This is a genomic window from Synechococcus sp. A15-24, assembly GCF_014280195.1.
GTDB lineage: Bacteria > Cyanobacteriota > Cyanobacteriia > PCC-6307 > Cyanobiaceae > Parasynechococcus.
This window is the reverse complement of record NZ_CP047960.1, coordinates 2,236,523-2,258,564: the sequence shown is the minus strand read 5'-3', so window position 1 is coordinate 2,258,564 and position 22,042 is coordinate 2,236,523. Positions and strand designations below refer to the sequence as shown.

Genomic DNA, 22,042 nt, shown 5'->3' with positions numbered 1-22,042 from the left:
TCTGTAGTTGCTTTTTTGTCATTTTCTTTTTGAGACTTTAGATAACGCTTCCGCAGTGAGTCAGTGACGGAAGCTAGCCATTGAGTTTGATACATAACTTGTATTGTATTGATTTACACCATTGTACAGTCCGGCCAGTCGCATTTGAATTAGTTTTTAATTTCTTAATCAACTCTCCTCTGATCCTCAAGGATTATATCAAACGGTTATATATTTACTTTTTGAATCCGAATCCTTCTCCATTTTTAGACGGTATATCCCAGCAGAATAATTTCCCCGAGTCGCTAGCAGCTAAAAAGGCATTATCATCTTTTTTCCATCTTAGTCGTGTCGGCGTCGAGTTGATGGATATCTTGTCAATGGGCTCACCATCTCCATTTTTATCTAATTTCCAAATTGCAATTGACCCATCTTTTGCACCAGATGCTAATAATGAGCTACTGTTGGCAAAGCTTAGGCAACTTATCGGCTCATTATGAAGTATAAGTTGCCCCGGAATTGTTCCCTCAGGACCCTTATTTTTAAAGTTCCATACTGTAACTTGGGGGCTTCCCCCTGTAGCTAAATATTTTCCCGTAATATCAAACACAATATCTTTAGGTTTGCCAGGATAACCAGTCATTTCTGCATCTTTACCATTAGTTCGTCGCCAAAAATGTACTGAATTGTCTTGACTTCCACAAGCTACAATCTCCCCGTTTGGGCTCAATGCCAATGATATAAGAGATCCCTTCCACTCAAATCTTTGACAAACTTTATTGGTTTTCACATCATAAATAATCACTTGGCCGTAGCTTGCTATCGCTAATTCGCTATTATTTGACCAATAAATTGCTGACACAGTACTTGTCAGTTCATCGGAACTCCATAATTGATTTCCTGACGAATCAATCACATGTACGAACTTTCCAATGCTACCGGCTAATAATTTTCCGTTATTTGTCCATTGTATATTATCAATCCAATCATTGCCTAATGAGCTTGAACTTAGTAAGCTTCCATCTGAAGCCGCATTAATATCAACCTTGCCGTTTTGGCCACAAGTTGCATATATGCTTCCATTGGGATTTACTGCTAGATCTAAGAGTGATTTGTTGTGAGTGTCTTTTTGCATGTATAGTAACTTCCCTGTTTTTGCATCAAAAGAGTAAATATTGCCTGTTATATCTGCAGCAATAATATTCTTATTTTCGAGTGCCCAGTCACAAGCTATTACGTATTCATTAATTTCACTGTACCATCCACCTTGAAAAATGCTGTTAGATCTTTTCATGCTAGACATTTTTGAAACTCAGTCCTTAATGCATCCTCGTCTAAATTTCGGCCTATGAATACAAGTTGATTCTTCCTGGGCTCGTTTCCCCACTCGCTTCCAGGTTCTGCAGTAAATAACATATGGACCCCTTGAAATACAATTTTTCTAGATTCTTCAGCGTAGCTGATAAACCCTTTGGTTCTAAATATATCTACTCCTTTTTCTCGGAGAAGTTTAGAAATCCAATCGTTTAATTTATCTGGATTAATGTTGCCAAGGCTTTCTAGGGCAATAGATCCAACTTCATCGTCATGCTCGTGTTCTGCTACCCATATTCTTTCGGTCTTTGTATCGATCCCCTTAGTTATATTGCTAAATTCCTTATCTCTGGGCTGATCATCTTTATTTTCATCCAGTCTTATATTAAATTCTTCTGCCGTATGTTGAGTGAAGAGACCTATAGTTGATTTATTGTCTATATATAATTCAAAGAGCTTTTGACCAGCATCTTGTAATTGTAATTCAATAACCTCGTTAAAGCTTATTGCTTCACCTGGTAAAAGTTTTTTAGGTTCTTTTGAGAATATTCTTACACAATCTTCGGCGTATTCGTCAAGATCTTTTCCATTTGAACTATCACATTTTATTGCTGTTATTAGCATTGTTGGATCAGGTCCATCATCAAAATAAAGCCTGTAGTTTCCTTTCTTAAGTTCATATACTCCGGTCCACTCAAACGGATATTCAGGTTCGAGAAATGTCGGACGTCTATCTAATGTTTGCTGGAGATCAAATGCACCAAGATTCAAGACATCTTCAACATCGACCCCGGCTTCTTTTGCACGCAGTATACGGGCCATTTTGTTCATATCTCGAAGGCGTGATTCAAGTACATTGACTTCGTTTTTGGAAACTAAGTCAGTTTTATTGAGTATGAGTACGTCCGCGAAGGCGACCTGCTCTGCACTTTCAGTGCTATGTTCCAATTGTTGATTAATGTGTGCAGAATCTACTAACGTCACTATTCCATCAAGAGTGAATTCATCTCTAACTTCATCATCCATAAAAAAAGTTTGTGCTACCGGCCCTGGGTCAGCGAGGCCGGTCGTTTCAACTAAAACGTAATCAAATTTGTCCCTACGTTTCATTAGATTGCCTAGGACTCTTATCAGATCACCTCTTACCGTGCAACAAATGCAACCATTAGACATTTCAAAGACCTCTTCGTCTGCGTTAATGACGAGTCCTTGATCAATTCCAACCTCGCCGTATTCGTTTTCTATGACTGCAATTTTTTTGCCGTGCTCTTCTCTCAAGATCTTGTTTAAAAGTGTGGTTTTCCCTGCCCCAAGGTAGCCAGTAAGTATGGTGACAGGAACCTTTCGCTTTTCTTTCATTACGAGATGGATGTTCAACAATTATACTAATCCCGGGCAGCTTATATCGCCTTGTTTTTTCGGTGATTCAGAAAGATCTTTGTTTTTTCGTATCGTATTTGACTTCGCTTCTCCTACTAGATGCGCTTGAGTAAGTGGATTAGTGGCTCGCTAGCATCCATTTTTTTGGTTTCTTGCGGCTCCCTCACAACGCCTCCTGAGGGGTCTAAAAAGATTTCCATTATGACCTCATTCCTTCCGATAACACTATTTGCAAGGGCAGTAGCCGGTGAATGCGGAGATGTCAAAGCTTTAATCCCCACAAATATTGGACCACACGATTTTCAATCAACCCCTAAGGACATCCTATCTATTGGCAAGGCTGATGTATTTTTTATTAATGGCTTGGGAATGGAGACTTTTTTAGACAGGCTAATCTCTTCAGCAGCGAGTACAACATTATCCGTTGTTGACACTAGTGTTGGCATCAAGACTATTTCTACTGATATCTCTAACGCGAATTCTTATTCTGATCCTAATCCTCATATATGGCTAGATCCTATACGTGCTATTAGCCAGGTAGAGACTATTAAAGATGCTCTTGTGGATTTAAACCCTGCTTGTAGTGAGGTCTATACTTCAAATGCCTTAGCTTATGTGGATAACTTGCTCGCATTGCATGCTGAAATTTTATCCAAGTTGGAGCCTTATCAGGGCAAATCATTTATCGCTTATCATGACTTTGCACCATATTTTGCTGAACGATATCAATTAAAAGCTGAATACTTAGTTGATCTGCCAGATATCAATCCAAGCCCTGCTGATTTACAGCGAGTTTCGAATCTTGTTCGAGATTCCGATTTAAAGGCTCTTTTAACTGAGCCTCAAGATGGAAGCAATTCTTTCAATTCGTTGGCACGTGATCTTAATATTGAAATAGCACTATTCAATCCTATTGAAACTATTTCACAGGATTTTGTGTATGACGAGTCTCTCTATTTTGACCTTATGCGGGATAACCTGTCCAATCTTCTTCTCTCTCTTGGTGGTTAAACTATGTCATATCCAATTGCTTCTGTTAAGAATCTTACTGTAAGAAGGGGTGCCAATGTTGTTGTAGATGATGTTTCTTTTGAATTATTAGCTGAAAGTGATACAGCTTTAGTTGGCCCTAATGGTGCTGGTAAAAGTTCCTTAGTTGCCTCCTTGTTGGGTCTTATTCCGCGCGTCTCAGGTGACATCAATATTATGGGCACCAAAATGAATAAAGCTGGGTATCTACCGAAATCCATACGTGAGCGAATTTCTTATATTCCACAGAATTTTTCTTTTCAGGGTCAGTTTCCCCTCTCCGTATTTGAGTTCGTGCAACTTGGACTTAGTAATAGTTCGTCCTTTCTCCGCATGCGGGACTCCCGTACTAAGATTTTAGTTCATCGATCTTTGGAAAGAACCGATACTTTTAATTTAAGACGACGTCTTCTTAGTGAACTTTCTGGCGGTGAACTGAAGCGCGTTATGCTTGCATTTTGTATCGTACGTCCGAGGGATCTTCTTGTTTTGGACGAAGTACAGGCTGGTCTAGATATACCTTCAACTCAACGTTTTCAAAAAATGTTATTTGAATTGCGTCGGCAGGAAGGTTGGACTGTCCTCCATATATCTCACGATATTGATATGGTTCTCCGTAGTAGCGATCAAGTACTTGGTTTAAATAGACGTTTGTGCTGCCGAGGTATACCTAATCTTGCATTGACTTCCGAAAGATTAAGTGTTCTCTATGGGCCCAATATAGTTTCTTATCAGCATCAATGTCGTGGGTGATTTATCAACTTTTTTTGAGTTATTTGATGAGCCATTTATTCACCGCGCATTAATTGGTGGCTTTTTAACTGGTTCTTTAGGAGGGCTTATAGGTTCTTTTGCTGTACTCCGACAACTTGCTTTTTTTAGTGATGCATTAGGGCATTCTGCCTTGCTCGGTATAACTCTAGGTATCCTTTTAAATGTGAATCCTACTTTTGTTCTTATTCCTTTTGCCATTATCTTTGCATTTCTTGTAAATAATCTAGTTGAGCGCAGTTCTTTGCCTACCGACGCACTATTGAATATCGTATATTCTAGCTCTCTAGCAGCAGCTGTTCTTGCCTTAAGTAAAATCAACTCTTATAGTGGTAGCATTAAGCAGTTGCTTTTTGGAGATATTCTTGGTATTACAGCATCAGATATATATATTACATTGATCCTTTTTATTGTTTCTTTTATCTACCTTGTCTTTAGTCTTCGTTCTCATGTTCTTTTAACTCTTAATGAGGATTTGGCTGGCTCTATTGGTATTAACACAAGATTCCATAAACTTGCTTTCATAATTTTATTGGCTATTGTTGTATCTGTTTCAATTAAGTCTGTTGGTGCATTGCTTATAAGTGCCTTCGTTGTAATACCTGCATGCGCTGTTAGACTAATTTCGCGTAAGTTTAGTTCTTATATTGTTTTTTCTATGGTACTGGGTGGTATGTGTGCTCTGTTTGGGCTTATCTTATCAGGTTTCTTTAATCTACCTTCAGGTCCTTCAATTGTAATCTTTCAATTCTTTGCCTTCCTTTTTTCCTTGGTATTTTCTTGTGCTTACAATTTAGTGGAATAATCTCTTTGCGATTTCTTCTCCGAATTCTTCGTGGCATCCTAGCCTACCTCTAATGTATAAAATATCTTTAATGCTCTCTGAGAGTGCTTCCATCTCTGATAATGATCTTTTTGGTGAATCCTTCGGTATAACAAGAGTAGACATTTCTTTAACCATATTTGTATTTGATATCCACCACTTGTTATTATTATCTATATCTAATCTCCCTGTTACGAATGCTGCGCTTGCGTATCGTGCTCCCTTCTGTCGAGATAATACTTGAAGTTTTCGTATTTTATCATTATCAAGGTCATTCTTATTTAACCATACATGCCTTTTCATCATTAATCTTATAATTACTTTTGTTGTATTTATGAAGTATAGTATTGGACCAATGATAGGAAGCCTTACTATTTCATTTATGATATTTAGCCTCTTAGGTGACCATCCTGTCATACTTGGAAGTGGACCTCTCCATGTTGGTGCAATTAGCACAACTTGTTTTATTGTATTGATGTATTTGTCTTTTAGTGTAAGTACAACTGAGGCACTATGACCAGCTGCAATTATAGTTAGCTTTCTGTTATTTTTACTCTGTATTACTTTGATAGCCTTTTTTAGTGTTTTTTGTAATACTGTTCCACTGTAGTGTATATCTATTTTATCACTTTCGCCGAATCCAGGCCAATCGATTGTTATTAATTGGTATTTATCTGTCACTATTGCTTTAAAATGTTGCCATTCATCGCTTCTTGAAATTGTACTTAAGGCCGGAAGCATTAGCATTGGAGGTTTTTCTCTTTTACCTTCCCATTTCATTTGTATTCCTATTATCTTATTATCGTGAATAATTGAGAATCTTTCTCTAATGTGATATAGATTCTCCATCTGATTTAAGTTCGATACTTTCTTTGTTATACCTTTTAACCCTAGCATGATCTTTTTTTCTATACTCTAATTATTGCAATTCTTTTAATTGTGCAATATTATCTTTACTCTTCTCTGTTGATCAACTTTGCTTCATAACTTGTTTTATTTCTTATAAAATGATTATTTCTTTTCTGTAGCTCCAAATTTTGAAATAAGTACTTCCTTGAGGGCTGTTTTGATTTCAGCCGCAGGTATAGCTTTGCGATAGATTTGACCAATAGTTGGGTTGCGACCCTGTGAACCACCAATAGTCATTGTGTAGCCTTCACCCATTACTCCTTCAGCATTTTTAGCCTTTGTACCTGTTAAACCTATTGCTCCCATATAAGCCTGTCCACATGTATTTGGACAGCCAGTCCAGTGAACTTTTATCTCTTCAGGTAGGTTCAACTCCTCGTCAAGTTCCTTTGCTGCTTTTAAGGCTTGGTCTTTAGTGTTGGTAAGCGCAAAACTACAGTACGTATTTCCCGTGCAGGACACTGTTCCTGCTGAAATATTGCTAGGTGCTAGGGGGAAACGCTGCATTAATGTATCAGTCTTTAATTCTTCAACTTTTTCACTCGTAAGACCTGTGATAATTATATTTTGGTCTTCTGTGAGTCTAATTTCTCCATTTCCATATTTGAGACTCGCTGTTGCGATATCTTGTAGATCCTCTGCCGTGAGGCGACCGACCGGCACGTGTATGCCAGCAAAATAAAGTCCGGCTTGTTTCTGCTGATTAATGCCGAAGTGAGAGCGTGGAGAGTTTTCGAATATTGAGCCTGGATCGGGAGTGAGTGTTCCGTACAGTTTTTCCACTTGGCTGCGGAATTCTTCGTGCCCTATCTCATCGAGATACATGCGGAAACGTCCTTTGGTTCTCTTTTCTCTTTCTCCATTGTCTCTCCAGAGACGAATCACAGTATCCAAAATGTTGCAGATCTCGTCAGGTAATACCCATACATTCATGGGAAATGCATATGCGTTCATCTGTGGAGATAAAATCCCTCCAATCCAGATGCTAAAACCCATCACGCCGTTATTCTCAACGGGATGAAACACTATGTCGTTGTGAAGAAGGAAATTGTCTTTAGACCCTGCGACTGCTGTGTTCCATTTTCTCGGTAGGTTGGAATATTCCGAATTTCCCTCACAATTATTTGTGAGAAAGTTCTGCAATTTAGTTGTGTAAGGTCTCGTATCGACGATTTCGTTCGGATCTATTCCTGCGAGTGGATTGCCGGTTACGTTTCGTGGATTATCAAAGCCCGACTGGACGCTACTTAGTCCGGCTTCACGCAGTCTTCTAAGGATCTCGGGAAGATCGCATAATAGTATTCCTCTAAGTTGCAGGTTTTGCCTTGTGGTGATGTCGCAGCTTCCATTTTCTCCATAACGTTCAACTATTGAAGCTACAACTCGTATTTGATTGGATGTCAATACACCATTTGGTATTCTAAGTCTTAGCATGAATTTTCCGGGTGTTTTCGGACGCCAGAACATTCCATACCATTTCAGACGGAGTTTTAAATCGGTTTCATCCATATTTTCCCACCCAATTTTTGCAAACTTTTCGATTTCGCTTCCTACTAAAAGCCCATCTTTTTCCAACTTACTTTTTTCAATCTTATTCAATTTTTTTTCTGCGAAGTAGGGGTTGATTTGGTTTTTGATGGTCATGATTCATGAAAATAGGGCGGACTGATCGATCAAAAAATGTAGTAGATCAGTTTAATCGGCCCGGGGACCTTTGTCGCTACGTAATAATGAAAGCGTGCGATAGTGAAGTAACCTTCGATTTCTCGAGCTACTTAAGAAATATATTAGCACAATGTTGGTTTTTTAGACTCCCAGCTTCCCTGTTGATTTTATATTCTTTTTCCTGTGCGATCTATGCTATTCATTTTATAGATTTAAATCTGATGTAAAACTCTGTTCAGCATGCGGGCAGCTCCCGAACAGATCATTTGCCAAACCGGCTTCTAAGCGGCTACGTCCTTTTCTAGTTCGTACTCAAAAGTTGTTCTGTTGATGGAATTACGATTCCGCTCGTATTGCCGTCTGTAACTCTTGTCGTACGGCTTTGCCCTTTTGCGCATACTTGGACTCTTAAATTCAATTAATGTAGAGCTTAGGTCAAAGCGCCGACGTGTCTGTGCCCGGTAGAAACGACTTTCCAATGATGCACGTTCGTTTTGTTGGCGAGGTGCCATGTACTTACCCCAGGTCATTACTTCTCGATGACATCAGATAGCTCTTTTTTTGATCCGTGGCCATTGCTACGGAATGACGCTTCCGATCGGGGGCGTCAAGGGTTGCATCTGGTGGTGCATGGCCGTAGTGGCGGTGTCGTTCCCGACTGCTTGGCCTCCCTGCCGGATCTCCTGGCCCAGCGGCGATCGGCGCCCGTTCAGCTGGAGGTGCTGACGGCTGAACAACCCGTGTCGGCGCTTCCCCAACCCTCTTGGATTATTCCGTTGCTGTTGTTGCCTGGAGCGCATGCCCGAACGGACGTGCCGGCGATTCGCAACAGGCTTCATGCCGCCGGGGCCAGCGTGCGTTTGCTTCCCTTTCTGGGCTCCTGGATCACCTGGTGGAACGCGGTGATCTCAGCACTGCCGGTGTCTGAGCGCCGTGATGCCGTGCTGGTGCACCACCCCCTGCGCCCGGGAGTGGCGGATCGCTTCCTCGCGATGCTCTCCTCTCGCCTGGCCTTGCCATTGGCTGCCTTTGATGCCTGGCCCAAGTATCAGCAGCGCCATCCCTGCGCCCGCCCACTCCCGTTAACCCTCGCCCCGAACCGCATGACGGAGGCATTGAGCGAAGCTGGTGGATTGCCTCCTCTGTTGGAGCATCCCCCCACCCGCCAGGCCCTGATCGATCTGCTTGTTTCTCTGCCGTGACCACCGCTGAACAAACCGGAACCGTTTATCTGGTGGGAGCCGGTCCCGGCGATCCCGAATTGCTCACGCTGAAGGCGCATCGGCTGCTGAGCCAGTGCGATGCCCTGGTGTACGACTCGCTGGTGCCCAGAGAAGTGCTGGATCTTGTGCCGGCGTCCTGTAAGCGCCGTTTTGTCGGCAAGCGTCGCGGACATCATTCGGTGCCACAACCCAGCACGAATGCCGTGCTCGTTGAAATGGCCCAGAAGCACAGCACGGTGGTGCGTTTGAAGGGGGGTGATCCTTTCCTGTTTGGTCGTGGAGGGGAAGAAGCGGCTTACCTGGCGGAGCGAAACATCCCTGTTCAAGTGGTGCCTGGTGTCACCGCTGGTATTGCCGCCCCTGCCTACGCCGGGATTCCCGTCACCCACCGGCGGGCGGGCTCATCGGTGACCTTCGTCACCGGTCATGAGGAAATCGACAAGCGCCGTCCCTCCGTGGATTGGCGCGCTTTGGCCACGGCCAGTGACGGATTGGTGATCTACATGGGGCTACATAACCTGCCCCGGATCGCAAAGGAGCTGATGGCGGGTGGTTTGGCCGCGACAACCCCCGTGGCGGTGATCCAGCAGGGGACGGTGGCGGGGCAACGCTGCCTCAAAGCCACCTTGGTAGACGTTGCCGATCAATGCCGAGCCGAAGCCTTCAAGTCGCCCTCGATCGTTGTGGTGGGTGAGGTGATTGATCAGCAGGTTGAAGCTTGCAGGCCCTCACCGGCAGCGGTCACGATGCCGATTCCGTTCTGAACAGCTCCCCTCGATCCCGCTTTATTCCTTCAAGCGAGCCCGCAGTTGGGCCAGGTTGCAGGGACGGGTCTGTTCATCAAGCTGAGCACGGATGAGCTTGTCCCAAGCGGTGGTTACCGCATCCAGAGATCCCGGCAGCACAAACACAAAGGTGCCGTTGGCCACGCCGGCAAGGCAGCGGCTTTGCAGCGTGCTGGTGCCAATGCTCTCGAAGGAGAGCACACGGAACAGTTCCCCGAATCCCTCGATTGTTTTGTCCAGCAGCGGTACCACCGCTTCAGGGGTGCCATCACGGCCGGTGAGTCCGGTGCCGCCGCTGGTGATCATCACATCAACCGCGGGATCGGCGATCCAGCGGCTCAGTTCACGGCGGATCTGATAACGATCATCCGGGCAGAGTTGTCGCTCGTGAAGGCGATGGCCGGCGGCTTCAAGGCTGCGCTGCAGCTGATCTCCGCTGCTGTCGTCCGCCAGGCTGCGTGTGTCGGAGATGGTGAGCAGGGCGATGGACAGGGCCATGGCACAGCGGCGGAGCCTTCGGACGCTAGAACCGCTCCAGATGGGAAGGTCATGGTGCTCCGGGTGTTGCTGTTCGCATCCCTGCGCGAACGCTCCGGTTGGGGCGAGCGTTCCCTTCCGTTCACTTCAGGCGTTTCGACGGCCCGTGAGGTCTGGAACCAGTTGGATCTTGGTCCGCTCGAGGGCATCAGCATTGCGGTGAACCAGGAGTTGGTCGGTGCCAATCAGCCGTTGCAGGCTGGAGATGAGCTGGCCTTTCTGCCACCGTTCACGGGGGGATGAACCATGACCGGTTGCCGTGTGGAGGTGTGCCCGGATCCCTTTGATCCGTGGCAGCAGCTTGCGCTCTGGTGTGGGGATGCCGCGGCCGAGGCCATCTTCATCGGTCGGGTGCGGCCCACCACGATGGATGGCAGGCCTCTGGAGGCGCTGGAGCTGGAGCACTTCCCCGGCCTCTGCGAACGTCAGATCACAGCCATGGCCCAGCGTCTGCAGCAGGAGCACCAGGCGGGGCCGATTTTGGTGTTGCATCGCGTGGGCAAGCTTGCCCCCGGTGAACCGATCGTGCTGGTGGCGGTGCAGGCCGATCGTCGTGGAGCGGCGCAGCGCTGCTCAGCCGCGTTGTTGGAGCAACTCAAGCACCACGCCCCGTTCTGGAAGCGGGAGTGGTGCGCTGGTCAGGGCACCTGGCTGGTGGCCAACACGCCACTCTGATCAAGGCGCGGGTGCTGCAGTTGGTAGCCCAGCTGTTTGAGCCGGGTGTTGCGAATCCGTCGGCCCCCTGAACCCGGTTTGTCCTGCCCCAGCCAGCGCACGGGGGCCAGGCCCTGGCGCTGCAGGCTGCGCCCTACCAGGTCTCGCAGCTGAATCGGCTCGTCGTTGACCACGTTCACCAGACCGGCCCATTCAGCATCGAGAGCTGCTTCCAGGGCACCGGCGGCATCCGCCACATGCAGCCAGTTGCTGAAAGTCGCTCCGCTGCCAGGGCGTTCCAGTCCGGCGAGCCCGCGCAGCCGTCGATCGAGATCGCGGCCAGGGCCATAGAGCGCCCCGAGGCGCAGGATGCATACCCGCCGGTCGCTGATGCCGCTGAGCAGTTGTTCGCCTTCCAGCAGAACATCGCCATGGCCGCGGTCTGGTGCGGGCGGTGTTTGCTCATCCACCCAGTCCCCCTCGGCATCGCCGTACACCGAGCAACTGCCCGTGTAGACGATCTGCCGCAGTTCCGGGAGTTGTGGCAACAGCGACGTCAGGCAGCAGAAGCTGTCGATGAAGGTGTGGCGGTAGCCGTTGGCATCCACCTGGCGATCTCCTTTAGGCCCAAGACAGAACACGGCGCTGCTGCTCTGCCGCAGGGCGGCCAGCAATTGCACGGGGTCGGTGGCATCGCACAGCTCCACCCGATCGGCCAGAGGGCTGAGTTGCGCCAGCCGTTCTCTGCTGGTGGTGGTGAGCGTCAGCTTCAGCTGGGGACGTCTTGGTTGCAGCCGCTCCGCCAGGGCAAGCCCCACATAGCCGCAGCCAACGATCGTCAGGTCCATGGCTGGGATGGCTGTTGGGGCGACGCTAAGGAGATCGACCGATTCATGCCGTCACGGACATGACCGATCAATGGACCCTCAACAGCCGCAATTTCGCCGGTCACTGGCAGGGCTGTGGCCATTGGTTTGAGCGGGATGGCAGCGGTCGGCTGGATCTCCAGCGTCCGACCCGTCGGATTGACCCCACCACCTACGCGATTTCCTTTTCCGACGATGACCACGGGGTGTGGGATGGCTCGGGTCTGGCCTTTGCCCCCGGTGGTCAGGCCACCTATCCCATCAGCCGAGCCACCTACAACGCTGGTGGAGGCTGTTGGCAGTTCCCCGGGGCGGGAGGTCAGTCGAGCCGGGGGCTTGATCCCGAGCGTCCCCGCTTCGGCCATGAGATCAACCTGTTCTGCGGACGTTCCCGCTCGATGCTGGTGCTGCTCTGGGAACCGCTCGACGGCAATTGGCTTTTACAGCGTGTTGGGGCGGTGGGTTTCCGTTGCCTGAACAGTCCTGATCCCGAACCCGACCGTCCCGCATGCGGGACACCCGAAGCCCTGCTGGCGCCGGTACATGGATGGAGTGGCGAGCGGCAGATGCTCAGGCCGCAAGCGGGGGTGAACGGCAAGCCTGAGGACGCAGCTCCGATGCTGTTCGATCCAAGCCAGCTGTTGCACAACGACTGCTCAGCTGTGATGCTCGACGGCTTGGTGTTCTCCGTGCCCAGTGAGCTCCCCAGTGAGCCCTTCAGCCTCGAGATCGGTGGGTGTCTCGGCGATGCGCTGTTTCAGCAGATCAGTATCCATTTCGATGCATCGGGCCAGCTTATGGCCTGGGAGCGCCGCCGCTTTCGGCCTGCTGCGGCTTAGAAAATCCGCTGACGGATCAGCTGGGCCCAGAGACGGGTGCCGCTTTCGAGTGGGCCTGCTTCTGCCGGCAGTTCCAACAGCAGATCGGCGTGTTGCAGCGAACCGATCCGGGACGAAGCCTGTGAGCCATCCACCCGTGCCAGAAGTGTTCCTGCGGCGTTGGTGTCGAGGCGGGCCCGGGCCAGTTCCGGCCGTCCCGGTCGGCGGGACAACGGGTCGGCGAGTTCCACCATCACCCGGGGGAACAGCCCCGGTTCGCTCTGGCCCTCCAGAACCTGCAGGGCGGGCCAGAGCAGTTGCAGGGCGGTGACCGCCGCCGCCACGGGATTGCCCGGCAGTCCGAAAAACGGCACGCCGTCACCGATGCTGCCGAAGGCGAAGGGGCGCCCCGGGCGCAAGAACAGTTTCCAGAAGTCCACGGCACCCAGCTCCGCCACCAGCGGCCGGATCCAGTCGCTGTCGCCGGCGGAGACGCCGCCGGTGCTCACCACCACGTCGCAGTCATGTGCCAGATCCAGCAGGGCCTGGCGCAGGGCGTCGGGTTGATCGGCCACCACCTGTCGCTGGGTCACCGATTGACCGAGGGCCCGGAGCATCGTCTCCAGAAGCGTGCCGTTGCTCTCCCAGATGGCACCGGGTTGCCGCGCTGTTCCTGGTGGCACCAGCTCGTCCCCGCTGATCAGCAGCCCGATGCGTGGTTGTTGCGCAACGGTTAGGTCGGCGATGCCGCAGCCGGCGAGGCGTGCGAGATCGGCGGCACCCAGTCGCTGTCCAGCGGCCAGAAGTAGGTCCCCAGGCCGGCATTCCTCATCTTCGGGGCGAACCCAGGAACGATCCGACGCTTCTTTCGCTAGCTGCAGGCTGCTGCCGTCAACGGAGATCAGTTCCTGGGGCAGTACCCAGCCGGCACCGTCCGGCAGTGGAGCGCCGGTGAGGATGCGGATCGCATCGCCGTTGGTCAGGGTCCCGCTGAAGGGTTGGCCGGCGGCGGAGCGTCCCTTCAGTTGCCAGGTGTCCCCAGGTTTGGGCTGGTGGCTCTGCCCCAGGGCATAGCCATCCATGATCGAGGCTCTAAACCCCGGAACGGCCTCGCTGGCGAGCACAGCCGCTGCGCTCACCCGGCCGAGGGCCTGCTGCAGCGGCACTGTGTTGCTGGCTGTGATCGGCTGAAGCGCCGCCAGAACCCGTCGACGTGCCTCCTCCAGGGGGAGCCCTTCGCGTCCATAGGGCTCAGCGCTTCCAGACACCGTTCCGCCCTCCTTCCTTGAACTCCAGCTGGATCGCCTCGATCGTCATGGGTGGATCGACCGCCTTGAGCATGTCGTAAAGGGTCAGCAGCCCCACAGACACCGCCGTCATCGCTTCCATTTCCACCCCGGTCTGGCCTGTGGTGCGACAACGACAGTGGACGACCAGGCCAGGCAGCGATGCGTCGGCGTCGATCGTCACATCCATGCCACTGAGTGGCAGGGGATGGCACAGGGGAATCAGTTCCCAGGTGCGTTTGGCCGCCTGGATCGCTGCCACCCGTGCGACCGCGAGAAGATCTCCTTTTGGTGTCTCGCCCCGCTGGATCAGGCTGAGGGTTGAGGCGTCCATGCGAATGGCTCCACGGGCATGGGCTTCGCGCTGGGTCGCCGGACGGTCCCCCACATCCACCATGTGAACCTCGCCTTGCTGGTTCAGATGACTCAGGTTTTGCGTCATTCGATCAAGGTGACAACACCGCTGTTGAGTTGGAAGCAACCCACCACCAGTTTCAGCGCACCGCTGGTTTTGGCGTCGGCCAGAACGGCGCTGCGTTGAACCAACGTGGAGGCGCTGGCCAGGGCGTTGCGCTTCACCGCTTCTTCCAGATCGCTGCTGCCGCTGATGTTCTCCCGGATGGGTTGGATCAGCCGGTCCAGGGAAGGGGTCAGCGGATTGGTGCCCATCGCTGCGGTGACGGCTCCGCAGCCGCTGTGTCCCATCACCATCAGCAGCGGCGTTTTGAGAACGCTGACGCTGTATTCAACGGAGGCAATGGCTTCGGTGAAGGCGGTGTTGCCGGCGTTGCGGATCACGAACAGCTCGCCAGGGGTGGTGTCGAACACCCAGCTCGGCGACACCCGTGAATCAGAGCAGGTGAGCACCGTGGCCCAGGGATTTTGGCTGGTGGCCAAAGCCCTAGGGGAGTGGAAGCAGCGCGGGTCGGGATTCGCCGCTCGGAGTGTCGTTTTGTTCTCCTGGTCGGCCCGTTGCCAGGCCTCGGCAAACCGGCGGTTCCCCGCCATCAGGGCCTGGAGTGGATCCTCCGGGACGCAGAACCCCTCCTCTGCCGCCTCAACAGGCTGGACACGCATCAGGGCGGCCAAGGCCAGACCGCCCGTTGTTTGGAGGAATTGACGCCGCTGAATCCCCATGCCGGCACCCTATGTGGGCCGGCTGATGGGCTGTGAGATTAACGCTCGCCGAAGGGGGCCCAGAGGGTGGCCTCGGAGCCGACAACCGGCTTAACGGCGGGTTGGATGGCAGCAGCCGGTTGGGCCGTTGCGCCTGTGTTGGCGCTGACGATGTCACGCTCAGCCAAAGGAGCCCAGAGGGCAGCGTGGCCCGCGATCACCGGCTCCACAGCGGCGACGCCCGATGACATGGTGGCGGTTTGGCTGCGCACCAGCTGGACGGCCAGGGAGCCAACGATGAAGGCTCCGAGAAAGCCGGCGGCCAGGGTGATCGGGCTGCGACCAGCGGAGATGATGCTGTTGGTCAAAACTCAAAACTCTCGTATTGATCTTCAGTATGGAAAAAATTGGTGTTGACCGCTACTGAATGGAGAAAAACTTGTCGTCGATTTAACGGTTCTTACGACTGCAAGGCCTGAATTGTCGTTTGCTTGGCCCTCAGCCGTCACCCAACCGTGGGACATGCCAAGCAACATTCCGAGGGAGAGGGCGAATCGCACGGACGTGGATGTGTAACGAGGTGAACATCTCTGATTTCCTGATTGGTCGTTGTCATCATTGACACCGTTCGCCGGCTTCGTTGATGGCCAGCACCTCTGATTCATCCAGCCATTGTTTTGCTTTCGAGCAGGATTTCATCGGCACCTGGCGTTGCATTCCCCTTTGCGTGCGCCGCAAGTTGGATCTGGCCGGTGTGAAGCTCAAGCTCAGCCACTGGTTGGCACTCACGCAGAACCAGCGGCAAGAGCTGGTGGATTGGTCGGACGCTGCAAATGCGCTCGATCAACTCCGGAAGCACCTGCGGGATCTCACCGAGGGGATGGCTGATGGTGTGGTGAAGGATTTGCCGCCGGCTGTGGACGCAGCCTGGCAGCAGCAGTCCGTTTTACCGGCAGAGATTCACAGCGCTGCGGTGGCCCGGGGTGTGGAGTTGACGCCTGAGCAATGGGCCCAGGTCACTGAGCTGGATCGTTTCGCTCTGTGCAAGCTGGTGCGGCCGGGTCATGACCACCACAATCTGGATGCTGCCTTCAGCGAAGTGCTGGGGTGAGCAGGCGCCGCAGTGCCTCCAGGTGTCCTTTCTCCTGCTCCACCGGTTTCACCACGGAGACCGCCGGCGCCACGATCACAGCGCAGGCTTTCAGTTCCGGTTGCTTGGACACCGGGCAGGCATCGTCATGCATCAGCGTGTTGGCTTCGCAAGCCTTCTCCTGAGTGAATCCCCAGTGCATCGGTAGGAACACAGTTCCGCAGCGGATGCGATCGGTGACCTTCACCGTGGCCGTAAGGTGGCCGCGGCGTGAGCTGACCGCAGCCAGCTCGCCGTTGCGCAGTTGTAGTTCCTGGGCATCGCTTGGATGAATCTCCAGCAATGGCTCAGGGTGCTGTTTCATCAGCCGCTCCACTTTCCCGGTCCGGGTCATCGTGTGCCACTGCCCCAGGTATCGACCGACGGTCAGCACCAATGGGTAGGTGTCGCAGGGGGGTTCTGCCAGGCCTAAAGGCTGGTCGGTGCTGAAACGGGCCCGTCCGCTGGGGGTCGCGAACTGATGGTTTTCGTAGAGGCGTTTGGCTGCTGTGTTGGGGATGCTGCCCATGGGATACGGCCATTGCTGAGGCCCCGCTTGCTCGAGCAGTTCGTGGCTGAGGCCACTGACGTCACAGAGGCGTCCCTGGGTGAGTCGGGTGAATTCGGCGTACACCTCGGCAGCCGAATCGAAGCGGAACTGCTCGGTGTAACCCAACCGGCGACCCACGTCCGCGAACACCTCCCAGTCCGGACGACTTTCCCCGAAGCGAAGGCGGTAGGCAGGACAGAAGGTCACACGCCGCTCGGAATTGGTCATGGTGCCGGCCTTCTCACTCCATTGGGCGGCTGGCAGCAGCAGGTGGGCGTAGTGGGACGTTTCTGAATCGGCGTAGGCCTCGCTCACCACCACCAACGGGCAGTTGCCCATGGCCTGTTTGACCCGATCCAGGTCCGGCATGCTCACCAGCGGGTTGGTGGCCGCCACCCACCAGAGATCAAGGTCACCGCGTTCCATCGCTTCCACCTGCTGCCACGCGGCAAGTCCAGGCTTGCCGGCGATTTGGCCAGCCGGGAGCTGCCAGGCCTGTTCCATCTCGGCGCGGTGCTCAGGGTTGGCCACCAAGCGATAGCCCGGCAGCAGGTGTGCCAGGCCTCCGGCTTCGCGGCCGCCCATGGCATTGGGTTGGCCGGTCAGGGAGAAGGGACCTGCCCCTTCTTTGCCGATCTGGCCGGTGAGCAGATGCAGATTGATCAGGCCTTGCACCACGGCCGTTCCTTCTCGGCGCTGGTTCACCCCCATCGACCACAAACTCAGCACCTTTTGGCGCCGGTGAAACAGAGCCGCCACGTCCCGCAGACGTTTCTCGGGGATGTTGCAGAACAGGGCAACTCGCCTGGGGGTCCAGCGGGCGGCCACGTCGAAGAACGCGTCGTAGTTCTCGGTGTGGTCGTCGATGAAGACCGGATCCTGGCCGTTGTCCCGCAGCACCAGGTGGGCGATGCCATGCAGCAGGGCAAGGTCGCTGCCGGGTGCAATCGGCAAGTGAATATCAGCCGCTTTGGCGGTGTCGGTGCGGCGTGGGTCCACCACCACGATCTTGACGCTGCCGGGGTTCTTGTGTTTCCGCTTCAGCAGCCGCTGGAACAGCACCGGGTGGCATTCGGCGGTGTTGGTGCCGATCAGAAAGGCCACCGTGCAGTGATCCAGATCGTCGTAGCTGCAGGGGGGGCCATCGGAACCCAGGCTCCGGGTGTAGCCGGCCACCGCTGAGCTCATGCACAGCCGCGAGTTGGCATCGAAATTGTTGGTGCCCAGGGCGCCTTTCAGCAGTTTCTGGGCCAGGTAGTAATCCTCGGTGTGGAACTGCCCGGAGCCGTACATGGCGATGCCATCGGCATTGCCGCGGCGGGCCACGCTCGCCTTGATCTGTCGGGTGATTTTGTCGAGGGCGTCGTCCCAGCTGATCGGTGCAAAGTCGTCCGTGAGCTTGCTGCGGAACAACGGTTGTCGCAGTCGACCCCTGGCCAGGGTCTCGCCGACGGTGGCCCCCTTGATGCACACCTGGCCAAGGCTGGAGGGGTGCTTCCGGTCGCCGCGGGCGGTCCACATCGGGTTGCCTTCTGCATCCCGCTTTACGGCTTGACCCTTCACGGCCGGAGGCAGCAGCTCAAGACCGCAGCCCACACCGCAGTAGGGGCACTGGCTGCGAACACTGCGGGGGCCGTCAGACATCAGGGCTTACGAAAGAGAAAAGCCCGAAGCCAAAGCTCCGGGCCGTGATGCAGCACCACTGCGCTGCGTGGACACCACGATCAGGCGGTTTCGCCTTCATGCAGTTCCGCGAAGGATCCCTTTGGTTCCTTGAGGAAGAAGAAGCAGAAGAAGGCCACGATCAGACCGGCCACGCCCAGGATCTGGAAGAAGGCGCTGTTGGAAGCCGCGATCACCTCGGGGGTGGGTTCGCCGCCGCCGCCTATCCACATCGGCAGGAGGCTGAAGATGGTCAGGTAGGTCACAGCACCAACGTTGCCGTAGGCACCCACCAGGCCGGCCACCTGACCGGTGACACGACGTTTGACCAGGGGCACCAGCGCGAAGGTGGCGCCTTCTCCGGACTGCACGAAGAAGGAGGCGAGCATGGTGATCACCACAGCAACTGCGATGCCGGTGGAGCCGGTGAAGGTGCCCGGCTTGATCATGCTCATCACCAGATAGCCCACGCCGAGACCGGCGGTGAGGAAGCCCATGGTGTTCTTGCGGCTGCCGACGCGGTCGGAGATCAGACCACCGGCAGGGCGGGCGACCAGGTTCACGAAAGCGAAGCAGGAGGCCAGGATTCCGGCGGTGGCCTTCGGCAGATCGAAGGTGGTTTCAAAGAAGGTGGGCAGCATCGAAACCACGGCCAGTTCGGAGCCGAAGTTCACGATGTAGGTGAGCTCGAGGATCGCCACCTGGCGGAACTCGTAGCGGTCTTCCTTGGGGTAGACCTTGTTGCCGAGGATCAGGTCGCGGTTGGTGCGAATGATTCCCCAGGTCTGGAAAGCAAACCAGACGGCAACAGCCCCGAGAGCCAGTGGGTAGGTGGACGAAGTAAGGAAGCCCACCTTGCCGAGACGCCAGCAGAGCACGCAGAGGATGGCTGCGAAGGGCACGTTCATGCCGAGTAGACCCCAGAAGTCGCGCATGGAGGTGACTTCCAGGCCTGCGGTTTTCTCAGGGCGCTGATACGTCTTGCCGGGGGGGGTGTCGGTGACGTTGAAGAAGTAGAAAAAGCCGTAAACGGCGGAGACGATGCCAGTGAGGGCGATGGCACCTCGCCAGTTCAGAACAGCGCCGGTGGGCAGTTCGAAACCGCCGGAGAAGGAGAGGAAGCCAGCGAGGGCCACCATCGTGAGAGCGGAGAAGGCGGAGCCGAAGTTGCCCCAGCCGCCATAGATACCTTCAGCCAGGCCGATTTCCTTGGGCGGGAACCACTCGGCCACCATGCGGATGCCGATCACGAAGCCGGCGCCAACGATGGAGAGCAGCAGACGGGCCACCACCAGCTGATTGAAGTCCTGAGCGGAGGCAAACAGCAGGCAAGGAATCGCTGAGAAAACCAGGATCGAGGAGTAGGTGATCCGGGGTCCGAACTTGTCCAGCAGCATGCCGATCAGCACGCGAGCAGGAATGGTGAGGGCCACGTTGCAGATGGCCACGGTCCGGATCTGACCAACGGTCAGTCCCAGGTCTGCTTTCACGGTGGTGGCCAGAGGGGCCAGATTGAACCAGACCACAAAGGTCAGGAAGAAGGCGATCCAGGTGAGGTGAAGGGTTCGGTACCTGCCCTGGAACGACCAGAGGTCGCCAAGCATTGAGAGGAGAAATGTTGAAACCGCGGGCTTCAAAACGAAAGGGTGCCCGGGGGTGGCGAAACGGTCGAAAAAAATCCGTTAACTCGGGCAGTTAATCAATCAACAGGGAACGACTTCGTTGGAATTGCTACCAATGGAGGGGTTTGTGTGATCAGCGGAACATCGCTTGGGCTTATCCGATTGATCAGCATCCGCGTTCAGTTTTTGCTTGGTAGCGGTTGTCACCGCGGGGAATGGGTTTTGCTGGAGTGGAATCTATGGATGCTGGAGATCGGTGCGCGTTGATGTTGTGTGCCTGCTTGTTCAGCGGTGGAGAGAGCCAGCGCATGGGTCAGGACAAAGCTCTGCTGCCGCACCCCAGTGGAGGGCTCTGGCTAACCGCCCTGGTGGATCAGGTGAGACTTCTCGGCTTGCCGTTGCAGGTGGTCAGCCGTCATCCAGCCCATGGGGATCAACTGGCTGGTCGCCCCGGCGTTACCGTTGTGCAGGAGCCACCGCCCTGGCAGGGGCCGCTTCAGGCTCTCGGCCGCGTGTTGCCTGGCATCCCTGCTGAAGCTCTGCTGGTGCTGCCAGTCGACATGCCTCGGCTCAGCGCTGCTGTTCTTCAGCAGTTGATCAACGCCTGGTATGAGAAGCCTGATCAGATCGCCGTTGCCCAGGATGGGAAGCGCCTGCAGCCATTGCTGGCGGTGATTCCAACGGGAGAACCGTTTCAAACCAGGCTCGCTGAGCAGTTGGCCCGCGGTGAACGGCGTTGGATGGCTTGGTTGGCGTCGGTGCCCCATCGGCCGGTGGTGCTGCCGTCTCAGGCCTTGCTGAATGCCAACCGTCCGGAGGATCTGGCAGCGTTGATGGCATGACACCAGCTTCAGCGCTTGTCGATCAGCGGTCGCGGCCTTTGAGAGTGCTTCGGTTGTCGTTGACGGCCCGCTGCAACCTGGCCTGTCCTTACTGCTGTCCGGATCTTGAGGATCCGCCGGATTTGCTCAGGCTCGAGCAGCAGCTGTGCCTGATTCGTGTTGCCTGCCGGCTGGGGATTCACACCCTGCGGCTCACCGGTGGCGAGCCGTTGCTCAGTGCTCGGCTTCTCCCCCTGTTGCAGGCAATCGCGGCAGCACGGGCAACGCCTGGCGATCCACTCCAGGGTCTTCAGCAGGTGGCCCTCACCACCAATGGGACCTTGCTGAGCGACCAGCGAGCTCGCGAGCTCAGGCAGGCCGGTTTGGATCGCATCACCGTGAGCCTTGATGGCGTGGATGGGGCAGTGGTGGCGCGGATGGCAGGACGACCAACTGCCACAGCGGGGGAGTCATTGGTGCAGAAGGTGCTCGGTGGATTGGCTTCGGCTCGTTCCGCTGGTTTTGACCCTTTGGCGGGGGAACTCAAGCTCAATGCCGTGATCCAACGGGGGGTGAATGAGGATCAGCTTCTGCCTCTGGCGGATCTGGCTCGTGATCAAGGTGTGGAATTGCGCCTGATTGAGTACATGGATGTAGGCAACCGCAATCAGTGGAGGCCGGATCAGGTGCTGTCAGCGGCGGAGATGGTGACGCGGATCAGGGCACGGTGGCCGCTTCAGGCAGTTGGCCGACCCACCGGCGGAACAGCTCAGCGTTGGCGTTACGTCGATGGTGGTGGACATCTCGGCGTGATCGCCTCGATCAGCGAGCCATTTTGCGGCGATTGCAATCGACTGCGGGTCACAGCTAATGGACAGGCGTTCCGCTGCCTCTTCGCGTCGGTGGGGACTGATCTGAAACCCGCTCTGCACTGTGAGGCGGAATTGCTGCGGCTGGTTGCTGATCTCTGGCGGCGCCGTGACGACCGTTACAGCGAGGAGCGCCAGCGGATGACCGGTTCCATGCCCCATGCCGAAATGGCTTATCTCGGTGGTTGAACCGTTGCCATCGTCACCGTTTTGCTCGGATAACCCCAGTACAAC

Annotated in this window: 23 protein-coding genes; 11 read left to right on the top strand and 12 right to left on the bottom strand. The window is 53.9% G+C overall.

Going from position 1 to position 22,042, the window contains the following annotated elements; translation table 11 throughout:
- Positions 1 to 214 precede the first annotated feature (214 nt).
- Both SynA1524_RS12645 and SynA1524_RS12640 read right to left on the bottom strand, forming a co-directional pair.
- Positions 215 to 1,282, bottom strand: a complete 1,068-nt coding sequence (locus tag SynA1524_RS12645; protein ID WP_186498371.1) for a WD40 repeat domain-containing protein — start codon at positions 1,280 to 1,282, stop codon at positions 215 to 217.
- Positions 1,270 to 2,652: a CobW family GTP-binding protein gene (locus SynA1524_RS12640; RefSeq protein WP_186499656.1), complete on the bottom strand. Its 1,383-nt coding sequence runs from the start codon at positions 2,650 to 2,652 to the stop codon at positions 1,270 to 1,272. Before SynA1524_RS12640 ends, SynA1524_RS12645 begins: the two co-directional genes overlap by 13 nt.
- A gap of 222 nt (positions 2,653 to 2,874) precedes the next feature.
- Between SynA1524_RS12640 and SynA1524_RS12635 the strand changes: the two genes are divergently transcribed.
- From SynA1524_RS12635 to SynA1524_RS12625, 3 genes are read left to right on the top strand one after another with little or no spacing between them, the layout of a single operon-like run.
- Complete coding sequence (locus SynA1524_RS12635; protein ID WP_286188600.1) at positions 2,875 to 3,684, top strand: metal ABC transporter solute-binding protein, Zn/Mn family; 810 nt, start codon at positions 2,875 to 2,877, stop codon at positions 3,682 to 3,684.
- Between the two features lie 3 nt (positions 3,685 to 3,687).
- Positions 3,688 to 4,455 carry a metal ABC transporter ATP-binding protein gene (locus tag SynA1524_RS12630; RefSeq protein WP_186498369.1) on the top strand — a complete coding sequence of 256 codons (768 nt, stop codon included), beginning with the start codon at positions 3,688 to 3,690 and terminating at the stop codon, positions 4,453 to 4,455.
- Positions 4,448 to 5,278, top strand: a complete 831-nt coding sequence (locus SynA1524_RS12625; RefSeq protein ID WP_186498368.1) for a metal ABC transporter permease — start codon at positions 4,448 to 4,450, stop codon at positions 5,276 to 5,278. The genes SynA1524_RS12630 and SynA1524_RS12625 overlap by 8 nt, the downstream gene beginning before the upstream one ends.
- On the opposite strand, the gene SynA1524_RS12620 is transcribed toward SynA1524_RS12625, so the two are convergent.
- Entirely contained in the window at positions 5,267 to 6,193 is a 927-nt protein-coding gene (locus tag SynA1524_RS12620) for a hypothetical protein (RefSeq protein ID WP_186498367.1), read from the bottom strand. The two genes, SynA1524_RS12625 and SynA1524_RS12620, sit on opposite strands and share 12 nt — an antisense overlap.
- Before the next feature lie 114 nt (positions 6,194 to 6,307).
- Positions 6,308 to 7,849, bottom strand: coding sequence for a ferredoxin--nitrite reductase (locus SynA1524_RS12615; protein WP_186498366.1), 1,542 nt, complete (start codon positions 7,847 to 7,849; stop codon positions 6,308 to 6,310).
- Between the two features lie 560 nt (positions 7,850 to 8,409).
- Between SynA1524_RS12615 and SynA1524_RS12610 the strand changes: the two genes are divergently transcribed.
- Together SynA1524_RS12610 and cobA are read left to right on the top strand one after the other, a co-directional pair.
- Positions 8,410 to 9,072 (top strand): DNA mismatch repair protein MutS, encoded by a 663-nt coding sequence (locus SynA1524_RS12610; protein WP_186498365.1) that lies wholly within the window; start codon positions 8,410 to 8,412, stop codon positions 9,070 to 9,072.
- Positions 9,069 to 9,857 carry a uroporphyrinogen-III C-methyltransferase gene (gene cobA, locus SynA1524_RS12605; RefSeq protein ID WP_186498364.1) on the top strand — a complete coding sequence of 263 codons (789 nt, stop codon included), beginning with the start codon at positions 9,069 to 9,071 and terminating at the stop codon, positions 9,855 to 9,857. Before SynA1524_RS12610 ends, cobA begins: the two co-directional genes overlap by 4 nt.
- 21 nt (positions 9,858 to 9,878) lie before the next feature.
- Here the strand turns inward: cobA and moaB are convergent, their stop codons facing one another.
- On the bottom strand, positions 9,879 to 10,376 hold the full coding sequence (gene moaB, locus SynA1524_RS12600) for a molybdenum cofactor biosynthesis protein B (RefSeq protein WP_186498363.1): 498 nt from the start codon (positions 10,374 to 10,376) through the stop codon (positions 9,879 to 9,881).
- Positions 10,377 to 10,427: 51 nt separating this feature from the next.
- On the opposite strand from moaB, the gene SynA1524_RS12595 reads away from it, so the two are divergent.
- Entirely contained in the window at positions 10,428 to 10,658 is a 231-nt protein-coding gene (locus SynA1524_RS12595; RefSeq protein ID WP_186498362.1) for a MoaD/ThiS family protein, read from the top strand.
- Between the two features lie 3 nt (positions 10,659 to 10,661).
- Positions 10,662 to 11,090 (top strand): molybdopterin synthase catalytic subunit, encoded by a 429-nt coding sequence (locus tag SynA1524_RS12590; RefSeq protein WP_186498361.1) that lies wholly within the window; start codon positions 10,662 to 10,664, stop codon positions 11,088 to 11,090.
- Here the strand turns inward: SynA1524_RS12590 and SynA1524_RS12585 are convergent.
- Positions 11,054 to 11,917 carry an NAD-dependent epimerase/dehydratase family protein gene (locus SynA1524_RS12585; protein WP_186498360.1) on the bottom strand — a complete coding sequence of 288 codons (864 nt, stop codon included), beginning with the start codon at positions 11,915 to 11,917 and terminating at the stop codon, positions 11,054 to 11,056. The genes SynA1524_RS12590 and SynA1524_RS12585 overlap by 37 nt on opposite strands.
- Positions 11,918 to 11,976: 59 nt before the next feature.
- Here SynA1524_RS12585 and SynA1524_RS12580 point away from each other — a divergent pair, with 59 nt between their 5' ends.
- Positions 11,977 to 12,774: a hypothetical protein gene (locus SynA1524_RS12580; RefSeq protein WP_186498359.1), complete on the top strand. Its 798-nt coding sequence runs from the start codon at positions 11,977 to 11,979 to the stop codon at positions 12,772 to 12,774.
- On the opposite strand, the gene SynA1524_RS12575 is transcribed toward SynA1524_RS12580, so the two are convergent.
- From SynA1524_RS12575 to SynA1524_RS12560, 4 genes are read right to left on the bottom strand one after another with little or no spacing between them, the layout of a single operon-like run.
- Positions 12,771 to 14,021, bottom strand: a complete 1,251-nt coding sequence (locus SynA1524_RS12575) for a molybdopterin molybdotransferase MoeA (RefSeq protein WP_186498358.1) — start codon at positions 14,019 to 14,021, stop codon at positions 12,771 to 12,773. The genes SynA1524_RS12580 and SynA1524_RS12575 overlap by 4 nt on opposite strands.
- Positions 14,005 to 14,481 (bottom strand): cyclic pyranopterin monophosphate synthase MoaC, encoded by a 477-nt coding sequence (gene moaC / locus SynA1524_RS12570; RefSeq protein WP_186498357.1) that lies wholly within the window; start codon positions 14,479 to 14,481, stop codon positions 14,005 to 14,007. The genes SynA1524_RS12575 and moaC overlap by 17 nt, the downstream gene beginning before the upstream one ends.
- Positions 14,478 to 15,176, bottom strand: coding sequence for a carbonic anhydrase (locus tag SynA1524_RS12565; RefSeq protein ID WP_186498356.1), 699 nt, complete (start codon positions 15,174 to 15,176; stop codon positions 14,478 to 14,480). Before SynA1524_RS12565 ends, moaC begins: the two co-directional genes overlap by 4 nt.
- Positions 15,177 to 15,214: 38 nt before the next feature.
- Positions 15,215 to 15,523 (bottom strand): hypothetical protein, encoded by a 309-nt coding sequence (locus tag SynA1524_RS12560; protein ID WP_186498355.1) that lies wholly within the window; start codon positions 15,521 to 15,523, stop codon positions 15,215 to 15,217.
- Between the two features lie 275 nt (positions 15,524 to 15,798).
- Between SynA1524_RS12560 and SynA1524_RS12555 the strand changes: the two genes are divergently transcribed.
- Complete coding sequence (locus tag SynA1524_RS12555) at positions 15,799 to 16,266, top strand: nitrate reductase associated protein (protein WP_186498354.1); 468 nt, start codon at positions 15,799 to 15,801, stop codon at positions 16,264 to 16,266.
- On the opposite strand, the gene SynA1524_RS12550 is transcribed toward SynA1524_RS12555, so the two are convergent.
- Positions 16,247 to 18,478 carry a nitrate reductase gene (locus SynA1524_RS12550; protein ID WP_186498353.1) on the bottom strand — a complete coding sequence of 744 codons (2,232 nt, stop codon included), beginning with the start codon at positions 18,476 to 18,478 and terminating at the stop codon, positions 16,247 to 16,249. The genes SynA1524_RS12555 and SynA1524_RS12550 overlap by 20 nt on opposite strands.
- Before the next feature lie 80 nt (positions 18,479 to 18,558).
- Entirely contained in the window at positions 18,559 to 20,100 is a 1,542-nt protein-coding gene (locus SynA1524_RS12545) for a NarK family nitrate/nitrite MFS transporter (protein WP_186498352.1), read from the bottom strand.
- Positions 20,101 to 20,333: 233 nt separating this feature from the next.
- On the opposite strand from SynA1524_RS12545, the gene SynA1524_RS12540 reads away from it, so the two are divergent.
- Together SynA1524_RS12540 and SynA1524_RS12535 are read left to right on the top strand one after the other, a co-directional pair.
- Positions 20,334 to 20,960, top strand: a complete 627-nt coding sequence (locus tag SynA1524_RS12540) for a molybdenum cofactor guanylyltransferase (protein WP_353616561.1) — start codon at positions 20,334 to 20,336, stop codon at positions 20,958 to 20,960.
- Positions 20,957 to 21,997, top strand: a complete 1,041-nt coding sequence (locus tag SynA1524_RS12535; protein WP_186498351.1) for a GTP 3',8-cyclase MoaA — start codon at positions 20,957 to 20,959, stop codon at positions 21,995 to 21,997. Before SynA1524_RS12540 ends, SynA1524_RS12535 begins: the two co-directional genes overlap by 4 nt.
- The last annotated feature ends 45 nt before the right edge of the window (positions 21,998 to 22,042 follow it).